Source organism: Nocardioides lacusdianchii (genome assembly GCF_020102855.1).
Classification (GTDB): Bacteria; Actinomycetota; Actinomycetes; order Propionibacteriales; family Nocardioidaceae; genus Nocardioides; species Nocardioides lacusdianchii.
Genome location: NZ_JADHZD010000001.1, coordinates 509,659 through 520,844, shown reverse-complemented (window position 1 = coordinate 520,844; position 11,186 = coordinate 509,659). Strand labels below are relative to the sequence as shown.

The 11,186-nt window shown below is 71.0% G+C and carries 11 protein-coding genes and 1 tRNA gene; 5 read left to right on the top strand and 7 right to left on the bottom strand.

The features are described 5' to 3' along the window. Nucleotides 1-130: 130 nt before the first annotated feature. Nucleotides 131-204, bottom strand: a tRNA-Pro gene (locus tag IRX98_RS02650). A gap of 183 nt (nucleotides 205-387) precedes the next feature. Next, nucleotides 388-1,302: a metallophosphoesterase gene (locus tag IRX98_RS02645; protein ID WP_224273632.1), complete on the bottom strand. Its 915-nt coding sequence runs from the start codon at nucleotides 1,300-1,302 to the stop codon at nucleotides 388-390. Nucleotides 1,303-1,328: 26 nt separating this feature from the next. Between IRX98_RS02645 and IRX98_RS02640 the strand changes: the two genes are divergently transcribed. Further along, nucleotides 1,329-1,787: a GatB/YqeY domain-containing protein gene (locus tag IRX98_RS02640; RefSeq protein ID WP_224273631.1), complete on the top strand. Its 459-nt coding sequence runs from the start codon at nucleotides 1,329-1,331 to the stop codon at nucleotides 1,785-1,787. A 23-nt stretch (nucleotides 1,788-1,810) separates the two neighbouring features. Here IRX98_RS02640 and IRX98_RS02635 read toward each other — a convergent pair whose 3' ends face one another. Next, the gene (locus IRX98_RS02635) at nucleotides 1,811-4,192 is read right to left on the bottom strand and encodes a transglycosylase domain-containing protein (protein ID WP_224273630.1); all 2,382 of its coding nucleotides are present in this window, start codon (nucleotides 4,190-4,192) and stop codon (nucleotides 1,811-1,813) included. Between the two features lie 191 nt (nucleotides 4,193-4,383). Between IRX98_RS02635 and IRX98_RS02630 the strand changes: the two genes are divergently transcribed. Then, nucleotides 4,384-4,671: a WhiB family transcriptional regulator gene (locus IRX98_RS02630; RefSeq protein WP_207083597.1), complete on the top strand. Its 288-nt coding sequence runs from the start codon at nucleotides 4,384-4,386 to the stop codon at nucleotides 4,669-4,671. Between the two features lie 17 nt (nucleotides 4,672-4,688). Here IRX98_RS02630 and bagB read toward each other — a convergent pair whose 3' ends face one another. Both bagB and bagA read right to left on the bottom strand, forming a co-directional pair. Continuing rightward, complete coding sequence (gene bagB / locus IRX98_RS02625) at nucleotides 4,689-5,846, bottom strand: ArsA family ATPase (protein ID WP_224273628.1); 1,158 nt, start codon at nucleotides 5,844-5,846, stop codon at nucleotides 4,689-4,691. Further along, nucleotides 5,843-6,883 carry an ATPase BagA gene (gene bagA / locus IRX98_RS02620; RefSeq protein ID WP_224273626.1) on the bottom strand — a complete coding sequence of 347 codons (1,041 nt, stop codon included), beginning with the start codon at nucleotides 6,881-6,883 and terminating at the stop codon, nucleotides 5,843-5,845. Before bagA ends, bagB begins: the two co-directional genes overlap by 4 nt. 98 nt (nucleotides 6,884-6,981) lie before the next feature. Here bagA and IRX98_RS02615 point away from each other — a divergent pair, with 98 nt between their 5' ends. Both IRX98_RS02615 and IRX98_RS02610 read left to right on the top strand, forming a co-directional pair. Then, nucleotides 6,982-7,824 carry a CoA transferase subunit A gene (locus IRX98_RS02615; RefSeq protein WP_224273624.1) on the top strand — a complete coding sequence of 281 codons (843 nt, stop codon included), beginning with the start codon at nucleotides 6,982-6,984 and terminating at the stop codon, nucleotides 7,822-7,824. Nucleotide 7,825: 1 nt separating this feature from the next. After that, nucleotides 7,826-8,494 (top strand): 3-oxoacid CoA-transferase subunit B, encoded by a 669-nt coding sequence (locus IRX98_RS02610; RefSeq protein WP_224273622.1) that lies wholly within the window; start codon nucleotides 7,826-7,828, stop codon nucleotides 8,492-8,494. Here the strand turns inward: IRX98_RS02610 and IRX98_RS02605 are convergent, their stop codons facing one another. Then, entirely contained in the window at nucleotides 8,495-9,379 is an 885-nt protein-coding gene (locus IRX98_RS02605) for a hypothetical protein (protein ID WP_224273621.1), read from the bottom strand. Nucleotides 9,380-9,446: 67 nt separating this feature from the next. Beyond that, on the bottom strand, nucleotides 9,447-9,824 hold the full coding sequence (locus IRX98_RS02600; protein ID WP_224273620.1) for a VOC family protein: 378 nt from the start codon (nucleotides 9,822-9,824) through the stop codon (nucleotides 9,447-9,449). Between the two features lie 237 nt (nucleotides 9,825-10,061). Here IRX98_RS02600 and IRX98_RS02595 point away from each other — a divergent pair, with 237 nt between their 5' ends. Further along, nucleotides 10,062-11,150, top strand: coding sequence for an alkene reductase (locus IRX98_RS02595; protein ID WP_224273619.1), 1,089 nt, complete (start codon nucleotides 10,062-10,064; stop codon nucleotides 11,148-11,150). The last annotated feature ends 36 nt before the right edge of the window (nucleotides 11,151-11,186 follow it).

The following is an 11,186-nucleotide window of genomic DNA, read 5'->3' as shown; positions in this document are numbered from 1 at the left end:
GCCGCCACCGGCGAACTCCTCCGCGAGCTCACCATCGACACCACCAAGGACTACCAACCCCGGAAATGACCAAGACCCGAACCCACTTCCGTGGGTTCGGGCCTTGCGGATGTCCTGAGACATCACAATGTCGGGCTGACAGGATTTGAACCTGCGGCCTCCTCGTCCCGAACGAGGCGCGCTACCAAGCTGCGCCACAGCCCGCCGCCCGGGCCGAAAACTCCAGTCCGGGCAACGCGGGCGAGCATACCGGAGCGGTCGACGCCCTCCGAAATCGCCCCGGCCCACCGGGGCAGATGGGGGAAGTCCTGCGCGGACCGGGCGTTGCAACACCCCAGAAGCGCGTGAGTCACCGCCTGAGCGGTGACTCATGCAGAGAGCGCAGCCTCACACCAGCGTCAGCAGTGTCGCCTCGGGCCTGCAGGCCACCCGGAAGCGGACGTAGGGGTTGGTGCCGAGGCCGGCCGAGACGTGGAGCCAGGCGGAGCCGGCGTCGTCGGGATCGGAGTCGGCGGGGTGGCGGTGCAGTCCGCGGGCGCGGGCGGGCTCGAGGTCGCAGTTGGTCGTGAGCGCACGCCCGCCGGGCAGGCACACCTGGCCGCCGTGGGTGTGGCCGGCGATGATCGCGTCGTAGCCGTCGGCGGCGAACTGGTCGAGGACCCGGAGGTACGGCGCGTGCGTGACCGCGAGCCGCAGGTCGGCCTCGCGGTCGGCCGGACCGGCGACCCGGGCCAGGTCGTCGTACCTCAGGTGCGGGTCGTCGACGCCGGCGAAGGCGATCGAGGTGCCGCCCACCTCGAGGGCGCCGAAGCCGTTGGTGAGGTCGACCCAGCCGGCGGAGTCGAAGCGGTCCTTCAGGTCGGGCCACGGCAGCTGCGGCGTCTTGGTGTTGCGCTTGCCGGTGTCGGGCAGGAGGTAGAGCAGCGGGTTGCGCATGCCGGGCGAGTAGTAGTCGTTGGACCCCAGGACGTAGGCGCCCGGCACGTCGAGCAGGCCGCCGAGCGCGTCCGCGACCACCGGCACCGACCGGTCGTGGGCGAGGTTGTCACCGGTGTTGATGACCAGGTCGGGCTCGAGCGCGGCGAGCCCGCGCAGCCACTCCTGCTTGGCGCGCTGGTCGGGCGCCATGTGGATGTCGCTGAGGTGCAGCACCTTCATCGGCGCGTGCCCCGGCGGCAGCAGCGGCACCGTGACGCGCCTGAGCGTGTACTGGCGGGCCTCCCAGGCGGCGTACGACGCCAGGCCGGCGCCGGCGACGGCGCCGAGCGTCATGGTGCGGCGCACGAGCGGGAGGAAAGCCATTCGCCAAGGCTGCCACAATGGTCGTCATGAGTGCTCTGAAGGACCGTCTGCGCGCCGACCTCACCACCGCCATCAAGGCGCGTGACGAGCTGCGCTCCTCGACCCTGCGGATGGTGCTGACTGCCATCACCAACGCGGAGGTCGCCGGTAAGGAGGCGCGCGAGCTGTCCGACGAGGACGTCCTCGGGGTGTTGTCGTCCGAGGCCAAGCGCCGGCGCGAGGCCGCCACCGCCTTCGCCGAGGGCGGTCGCGAGGAGATGGCGGCCAAGGAGGCCGCCGAGGGCGAGGTCATCGCGGAGTACCTCCCGACCCCGCTCACCGAGGCCGAGATCGCCGCGCTCGTCACCGCAGCCGTCGAGCAGACCGGTGCCGCCGGCGAGGGCATGCGCGCCATGGGCAAGGTCATGGGCGTCGTCACGCCCCAGGTGAAGGGGCGCGCCGACGGCGGTGCCGTCGCCGCCGAGGTGCGCAAGCAGCTGGGCTGAGGCCGGCCCGACCCGGGCCGGGGTCAGCGGCGCCCGCCGCCCCTGCCCTGACCGTTGTTGCCGTTCCCGTTGCCATTGCCGTTGCCGTTGCCGCCGCCGTCGTTGTTGTTCGACGGGGGCGGCGGGACGTAGCCGGTCGAGGTGTAGAGGGTGACGGTGTCACCGCTGCTCAGCGCCGCACCGCCCGAGGGCGAGCTGTAGGCGACGGAGCCCGCGGCGACCTCGGAGTTGACCTGGCCGCCATCGGCGACCGAGAAGCCGGCCGCTTCCAGGGCGGCGGTCGCGGCCTCGACGCTCTGCCCCGCCACGTCGGGGACGGTGCTCAGCACGCCGGCGATCTCGTCACCGGGCGGTGCCTGGAAGTTCTCGTAGGTGAGCTTGGCGGAGATCGCCGCCATGGCGTCGCCCCAGATCGGGCCGGCGTAGCCGGAGCCCGAGGCCTCGCTGATGTACTGCCCGCCGACGGTCTGGCCGCCGAGCTCGAGCCACTGGCCCTGGTCGTTGGCGCCGGCGATCATCGCGGCGGCGGCGATCTGGGGGGTGTAGCCGACGAACCACACCGAGCGGCCGCTCTGGGTGGTTCCGGTCTTGCCGGCCGAGGGCTTGTCGATCGCGAGGGCCGAGCCGAAGCCGCCCTCGATCACGCCGCGCAGGACGTCGTTGACGGCGTCGGCGGTCGCGCCGGGCATGACCTGCTCGCACTCGCTCGGGAAGGCCTTGAGCTGCTGGCCCTGCGAGTCGAGCACCTCGGTGACCGGGCGGGGCTCGCAGTGGAGGCCGCGCGCGGCGAAGGTGGCGTAGGCCTGGGCCATCTCGAGGGGGTTGCTGTCGGAGACGCCGAGGATCCACGACGGCACCTTCTGCTCCAGCGGGACCCTGACTCCCATGTCGGCGGCGAGCTCGAGCGGCTCGCACATGCCGGTCTGCACCTCGAGCTGGGCGAAGAACGTGTTCACCGACTGCTGGGTGCCGGTGTAGAGGTTGAAGGGGCCCGAGCCGGTGGAGTTGGAGACGTTCCAGCCCTCGCCGTCACCGGCGTAGGGGCCGTCGCAGGTCTCGAACTCCTCGTCGGGGATGTTCATCTCGTCCGGGGCGTTGATCACCGTGCTGAGCGGGATGCCCTGGTTGATGGCGGAGGCGAGGACGAAGACCTTGAAGGTCGAGCCGGCCTGGAAGCCGTTGGCGTCGCCGTACTTCTTCGGCACGACGTAGTTGAGGTAGGTCTGGCCCGCCGCCTTGTCCTTGCCCATCGGGCGCGACTGCGCGAGCGCGCGGACGTCGCCGGTGCCCGGCTCGACCATCGCGAGGCCGCCGATGGCCTGATCGGTCGGGTAGACGTGCGAGGCCACGGACTCGTCGGCGGCCTTCTGCATGTCGAGGTCGATCGTGGTGTTGATCGTCAGGCCACCGTTCTTGAGCGTCGTACGACGCTCCTTGGGCGTGTCGCCCAGCACGGGGTCCTTGAGCAGCCAGTTGACGACGTAGTCGCAGAAGAACGGCGCCCGCGACTGCTGGCAGCCGTTCGGGGAGTTCTTGATCTTCAGGGTCTCCTCGATGGGCCTGTTCTTGAGCCGCTCGGCCTTCTTCTCGCTCAGCACGCCGAGCTGGGCGAGCCGGTCGAGCACGACGTTGCGGCGGCTCTCGGCGCGCTCCGGGTTGTCGACCGGGTCGTAGCCGACCGGGTTCTTCACCAGGCCGGCGAGCGTGGCCGACTCGAGCAGGTTGAGGTCCTTGGCGTTCTTGGAGAAGAAGTGGACCGCGGCCGCCTGGACGCCGAAAGCGCCGTCGCCGAAGTAGGCGATGTTGAGGTAGCGCTCGAGGATCCAGTCCTTGGTGTGGTTCTTCTCGAAGGCGATCGCGTAGCGCAGCTCGCGGATCTTGCGCGCGTAGGTCTCCTCGGTCGCCGCAGCGCGCTCCTCGTCGGTCTCGGCCTGGTAGAGCAGGGTCTGCTTCACCATCTGCTGGGTGATCGACGAGCCACCCTGCACCGAGCCACCGTTGGCCTGGTTGGTGATGAAGGCACGCAGCGTGCCCTTGAGGTCGAGGGCGCCGTGGTCGTAGAAGCGGTAGTCCTCGATCGCGACGATCGCCTTCACCATCGGCCGCGAGATCGAGCTCAGCGGGACGTTGATGCGGTTCTGGTCGTAGAGGGAGGCGATCAGGTTGCCGTTGACGTCGTAGATGCGCGTCTTCTGCGACAGGTCCTTGGCCTCGAGCGACTCGGGCAGGTCGACCATGCCGGCGCTGACGTCCTTGGCCGCCACGCCGACGAGGCCGGCGAACGGGATGGCGAGGCATGCGGTGAGGACACCCATGACCACCGCCACGGCTCCCATGACCGCGAGGTGGGAGGCGACGCGACCGGCCTCAGGGCGTCGCGTGGAGCGCTCGGAGCGTGAAGACATGGTCACCAGAGTACGGGGAGCGGGCATACCAGACGGAATTCCAGCCGCGCAGCCGGATAGTCACATCGGACTATGCGATTTGAGCCACCTGGCCCTGCCGGAGGTGGTGGCGATTCGTTTACTTTTCTACTCGAGTCGGGAATGGCCGCTATGGGGGCGGCCGATCGGCTCTTGAACCGTGGGGATTGACTATGTGGGTCGAGGACTGGGCAGCACGCGCTGCATGCAAGGGCGACACTCCGGACGCGCTGTTCGTGCGCGGAGCCGAGCAGAACAAGGCGAAGCAGGTGTGCGCGGGATGCCCCGTGCGGACCGAGTGCCTCGCCGAGGCTCTGGACAACCAGATCGAGTGGGGTGTCTGGGGCGGGATGACCGAGCGTGAGCGTCGTGCGTTGCTGCGCCGCCGCCCCGACTCGTCGTGGCGCTCCATCCTGGAGACCGCCCGCACCAAGGTCGAGGCGCCCGCCGTCTCCGTCTGAGACGCACGGCAGCGGGATCAGCCCTGGTCGGCCAGGGCCTCGCCGATCTCCCGCAGGCCGTCGAGGTCGTGGATGTCGCTCGCCATGGCGGGCACCACGGCCGTCGGCACGCTCGGGTGCGAGGCGGCGAAGCGCTCGCGCAGGCGCTGCTCACGCTCGATGATGCGGACCCGGTCCGCGTGGAGCTGGAGCAGGCCCGCGGTGAGCGACGACGAGTCGCCGGCCCGCAGCCGGTCGGCGGCGGTGATCGCTTCCTCCGCCGACAGCGCCGTGCGCGCCGACGGGCTGGCCCGGTTGACCACCAGGCCGGCCAGCGGCATGTGGTCGTCGGTGAGCCGGTCCACGAAGTACGCCGCTTCGCGCAGCGCGTCGGGCTCGGGCGCGGCGACGACGACGAACGCCGTCGCGTCGGCCTGGAGCAGCGCGAAGGTCTGCTCGGCGCGCTGGCGGAAGCTGCCGAAGAGCGTGTCGAGCGCGGTCACGAAGGTCTGGACGTCGCGCAGCATCTGACCGCCGAGGATCTTGCCGAGCGCGTTGGTCACCACCGAGAAGCCCGCTGTCATCAGGCGCGCCGGGCCCCGCGCGGGCGCGATGAGCAGTCGGATGAGCCGCCCGTCGAGGAAGCTCGAGAGCCGCTCCGGCGCGTCGAGGAAGTCCAGCGCCGAGCGCGAGGGCGGGGTGTCGACGACGATCAGGTCGTAGGTGCCGTCGGCGAGCGCCTCGCGGTGGAGCTGGCCGAGCTTCTCCATCGCCATGTACTCCTGGGTGCCGGCGAACGAGCTCGACAGCGCGACGTAGAACGGGTTCTCCAGGATCTGGCGCGCCTTCTCGGCGCTCGCCTGGCTCTCCACCACCTCGTCGAAGGTGCGCTTCATGTCGAGCATCATCGCGTCGAGCGACCCGCCACCGGAGACGTCGATGTCGGCCACCGGTCGGGGGGTGTTGTCGAGCTGCTCGATGCCCATCGACTGCGCGAGTCGGCGCGCCGGGTCGATCGTCAGGACGACGACCTTCCGGCCGCGCTCGGCCGCGCGCAGCGCCAGCGCCGCGGAGGTCGTGGTCTTGCCGACGCCGCCGGAGCCGCAGCACACGATGATCTCGGTGCTCCGGTCGTCGATCAGCGCGTCGACGTCCAGCACGGGTGCGTCGGCCCGCCTCGTCCGTGGGGTGCTCATGCCATCCCCTGCTCGCGCAGCATCTGGGCCATCTCGAGCAGCGCCCCGTGGTCGATGCCGCCGGCGATGCGGGGCAGCTCGTAGGTCGGCACGCCCTCGGCGGCGACGAGCTCACGCTGCTCGTCCTCGAGCTGACGGCGTACGGCGTGGTCGCGGGCCTCGTCGAGCAGCGAGCCCACCAGGCCGGCGTCGACGTCGACCATGGCGCGGGTCAGCTCGGAGGCGATCGCGGTCGGGTCGACGTCCCCGTCGCGCACCCGTGCCAGCGCGCCGGCGCCGAGGGCCTGCGGGCGGACGAGGTTGACGACGACGCCACCCACCGGGAGGCCGGCCGCCCTGAGCTCGGCGATGCCGTCGGAGGTCTCCTGCACGGGCATCTCCTCGAGGATGGTGACCAGGTGCACGGCGGTGCGCGGGGACCGCAGCAGCTCCATCACCTTGTCGGCCTGGGTCTTGACCGGTCCGACCTTGGCCAGGCCGGCGAGCTCGGAGTTGACGCCGAGGAACTGGCTGATGCGGCCCGTGGGCGGTGCGTCGAGGACCACCGCGTCGTACAGGACGGGGTCGCGGCCGCGGCCCGACTTCTTCTCCGACCTGGCCTGACGCTGCACGGCCTCGTAGACCTTGCCGGTGAGCAGCACGTCGCGCACGCCGGGGGCGATGGTGGTGGCGAAGTCGATCACCCCGAAGCGGTCGAGCGCCTTCCCGGCGCGGCCGAGCTTGTAGTACATCGCGAGGTACTCCAGCAGCGCGGCCTCGACGTCGATGTGGAGCGCGTTGACCTGGCCCGCGCGCCCCGTCGCGTCCGGGGCGCCCTTGGCGATCCGGCGCTCCTCGTAGGGGAGCGGGTCGACGTCGAACATCCGGGCGATGCCCTGGCGACCCTCGACCTCGCAGAGCAGCACGTTGCGCCCCGAGGAGGCCAGGGCGAGCGCGAGCGCGGCGGCGACGGTCGACTTGCCGGTGCCGCCTTTGCCGGTGACCACGTGCAGGCGGACCTGGGGCCAGTCGACGGGCCGGTCGGGGTGGGCGCTCACGCCACCAGCGTAGGGCGCGGGTGTGCACATGCGAGGGGCGAAAGTGTGGCTTCGGCCCACACAGTGGCCGCGGTCACACGGCCGCTAGGGTGCCGAGCATGGACAAAGTGGTCAGCTCGGCGGCCGAGGCTGTCGCCGACATCCCGGACGGAGCGACCCTCGCGGTCGGCGGATTCGGACTGTGCGGCATCCCGTCGGTCCTCATCGATGCGCTGCTGGAGGCGGGCACCTCGGACCTCGAGGCGGTCTCGAACAACTGCGGCGTCGACGATTGGGGCCTGGGCCGGCTGCTGTTCGAGAAGCGCCTGCGGCGGATGATCTCGTCCTACGTCGGGGAGAACAAGGAGTTCGCGCGGCAGTACCTCTCCGGCGAGCTCGAGGTCGAGCTGACCCCGCAGGGCACGCTGGCCGAGCGGATGCGCGCGGGCGGCTCGGGGATCCCGGGCTTCTACACCGCGACTGGCGTCGGCACCCAGGTCGCCGAGGGCGGCCTGCCGTGGAGGTACGACGCCGAGGGCAACGTCGTCGTGGCCTCCCCGCCGAAGGAGACGCGCGTCTTCTCCGTTCGTGATGGGGAGGGGGACTCGTCGGTGGAGAAGGAGTACGTCCTCGAGGAGGCCATCGTGGCCGACTTCGCGCTCGTGCGGGCCTGGAAGGGCGACCGCCACGGCAACCTCGTCTACCGCGACTCCGCGCGCAACTTCAACCCGCTCGCCGCGATGTGCGGGCGCACCACGATCGCCGAGGTCGAGCACCTCGTCGAGCCCGGCGAGCTCGACCCCAACGACGTCCACACCCCGGGTGTGTACGTCCAGCGCGTGGTCGCGCTGACCCCGGAGCAGGCCGCCGACAAGCGGATCGAGAAGACCACGACGCGCCCGCGTCCCTCCAGTGATGATGCGCTGGTCGACGACGCGGCGACGCACGGACTGGGAGGCTGACATGAGCTGGACGCGTGAGGAGATGGCGGCGCGTGCCGCCTCCGAGCTCAAGGACGGGTCGTACGTCAACCTCGGCATCGGCCTGCCGACGCTGGTGCCCAACTACGTCGCCGACGACGTGGAGCTGGTGCTGCAGAGCGAGAACGGCATCCTCGGCGTGGGGGCCTACCCATATCAAGGCGAGGAGGACCCCGACCTCATCAACGCGGGCAAGGAGACGGTGACCCTGCGCAAGGGTGCGTCGTTCTTCGACTCCGCGCAGTCCTTCGGGATGATCCGCGGCGGCAAGATCGACGCCGCGATCCTCGGAGCGATGCAGGTCTCGGTCAACGGCGACATCGCCAACTGGATGATCCCGGGCAAGATGGTCAAGGGCATGGGCGGTGCGATGGACCTGGTCCACGGCGCCAAGCGGGTGATCGTGCTGATGGAGCACACCGCCAAGGACGGGTCGCTGAAGATCCTCGACGAGTGCGACCTGCCCTACACCGGCAAGCGCGTCGTGCAGCGGATCATCACCGACCTCGCCGTCATCGACGTGATCGACCCTGCGACCGGCGAGGTGGCGCCCTCGGGCACCCTCGGCGACCGCGCCCTGAAGCTGGTCGAGCTCGCCCCCGGCGTCACCGAGGACGAGGTCAGGGAGAAGACCGGCCCGACGCTGGTCTGATCAGTCGGGGCGCCTGCTCGCGAAGTGCTGCTCGAGTGCGCGGAGCGTCTCCGGGTCGAGCGCGGCCTCCGGGTCCGCGACGATCTCGGTCTGGAGGTGCTCCCGCGCGGCGTCGTACAACGGCGGGGTCAGCGCCCAGGGCAGGTGGTCGACGTACCAGCGGCGGAAGACGCGCGCGCCGAGCGCCTGCAGCAGGATCGCGAGCAGGCCCGGTCGGCCGCGCCGGACCCAGAAGCCCACGGCGTGGCCGACCACGACGGCCACTCCGTAGGCCAGCGCTATGACGAGCAGCGTCGAGGCGATCTCGTCGCTCGCGAAGTTGTCGGTGATCGTCGCGAAGCCGCCGTAGTAGACGGGCAGGAGGACCTCCACCTGCTCCGCCAGCGGGCCGACCTGGTCGGCCACCCCGGCGAGCCGCTCGAGCGAGTCGAGGTCGGGCCGGGCGTCGTAGGCGTCACCGACGTGTCCGATCGCGTCGCGGACGTTGTCGACGGTGCCGGTGATGCCGTCGATCTCGAGCACGTCGCGCGCCGCGGCCACCTCGTCGTACGTCGTCTGGATGGCGTCGAGCGTCGCCGTGCTCTCGTCGGCCGTCCGCTGGAGCTCTTCCTCCGGGAGGGTGTTCTCGTTGAGGTAGGTGACGGCCGCCTGGATCTCCTCGCGGTGGTCGACGACGTACTGCGCCTGGTCCCACTCCTCCGCCAGGCTCGGCACCGCCCTCACCGCATCGCTCGCCTTGCCGCCGACGGTCTCGGCGTCGCTCAGCGCGACGGCCAGGACGGCCGCGACGCCGTAGGCCTTGACGAAGAGCTCCAGCACCGAGCCGAGGATCAGCCGGCCGAGCTCGAGCCGGCGTCGGATCGTGGAGAGTTCCGGGCGGGGCATGACGGGGATCCTCCCCCAGGAGCGCGCCGTCCGCGCCGATCCTCACCCCGCGGGGTGGCGCAGCGTCTCAGGCGTCGGCCGACCAGTCCGGCAGCTGCTGCAGCGCCCACCCGTTGCCGTCGGGGTCGGCGAAGAAGACGAAGCGGCCCCACCGGAGCTCGTCGACCTCGCTGACCTCGACGCCGCGACCGGCCAGCTCGGCGCGTACGGCGTCGGCGTCCGCCACGACCATCTGCAGGTTGTCGAGCGAGCCCGGCTCGAGGCGGGTCAGCCCCTTGCCGAACGCGATCGAGCAGGCCGAGCCCGGTGGCGTCATCTGCACGAACCGCACCTCCTCGCTCACCTCGTGGTCGTGGTCGGTCACGAACCCGACCCGCTCGTAGAACTCCCGGGCCCGGTCGACGTCGGTCACGGGCACCATCACCAGCTCCAATTTCATGTCCATGTCCTGAGGCTAGAACGGACTGAGGCCAGGTGCTGTCCGCAATGCTCCGAGGGTCCGGTAGTCCACCGGGACGTGGTCGTTCGTGGGGGTCAGGGGCAGCCATCCCTCACTGGACTACCCCGGCGGGCGGGAGGGGCTGTGAGCCATCTCTCGAAGCGGCCCATCGGGGAACATCTGCGGCCCCCGGGTCGCTGAGGACGGTCGTACAGTCCTCAACTTCCTGGAGGCAGCACCCCCATGTCCCGTGCATTCGAGTCCCTCACCGTCGGCCGCTGGCAGCTCCCGCAGCGCTTCGTGATGGCGCCGCTGACGCGCAACCGCGCCGGCGCCGGCAACGCCCCGACCGCCCTGAACGCCGAGTACTACGCCCAGCGCGCCGGTGCCGGCCTCATCGTCACCGAGGGCACCGCGCCCAGCCACGTGGGCCAGGGCTACCTCGACGTGCCGGGCCTCTACACCGACGAGCAGGTCGAGGGCTGGCGCCTGGTGGCCGACGCCGTGCACGCCAAGGACGGCGTCGTCGTCGCCCAGCTGATGCACGCCGGTCGCATCGCCCACGCCGACAACAAGGACGGCGTCGAGACGATCGCCCCGAGCGCCGTGCAAGCGCCGGGCGAGATGATCACCGCCGAGGGCCCCAAGCCCCACGACGCGCCGCGCGCCCCGGAGACAGACGAGATCGCCGGCCTGGTCGCCGACTTCGTGACTGCGGCCCGCAACGCCGTCGCGGCCGGGCTCGACGGCGTCGAGGTCCACTCCGCCAACGGCTACCTGCTGCACCAGTTCCTCGACCCGACGATCAACCTGCGCGAGGACGCCTACGGCGGCTCGCCGGAGAACCGCGCCCGCTTCGTGATCGAGGTCGTCACCGCGGTCGCCGAGGCGATCGGCGCCGACCGGGTCGGCCTGCGGCTCAGCCCCGGCCACGCGTTCAACGGCGTGGGCGAGGAGATCGGGTCGGACCTCACCGCGACCTACCGCGCCGTGGTCGACGGCGTCTCGTCCCTCGGCCTGGCCTACCTGAGCCTGCTCGCCAGCCCGCTGGAGCCCCTCGAGACGCTGGTCCGCGACCTGCGCGAGCGGTTCGACGGCGTCGTGCTCCTCAACGACGGCTTCGGCGACGTCACCACGCTCGACTCGGTCGAGAAGCTCCTCGAGACCGGCCTGGCCGACGCCGTGGTCGTGGGCCGCCCGTTCCTGGCCAACCCGGACCTCGACGAGCGCTGGCGCAAGGGTGCCGACCTCAACGAGCCCGACCAGGCGACCTTCTACGGCGGTGGCGCCGAGGGCTACACCGACTACCCGACCCTCGACGAGGCGTCCTGACCCCAGCGGTCATCCCCTGAACCGTCCGGTCGGTCC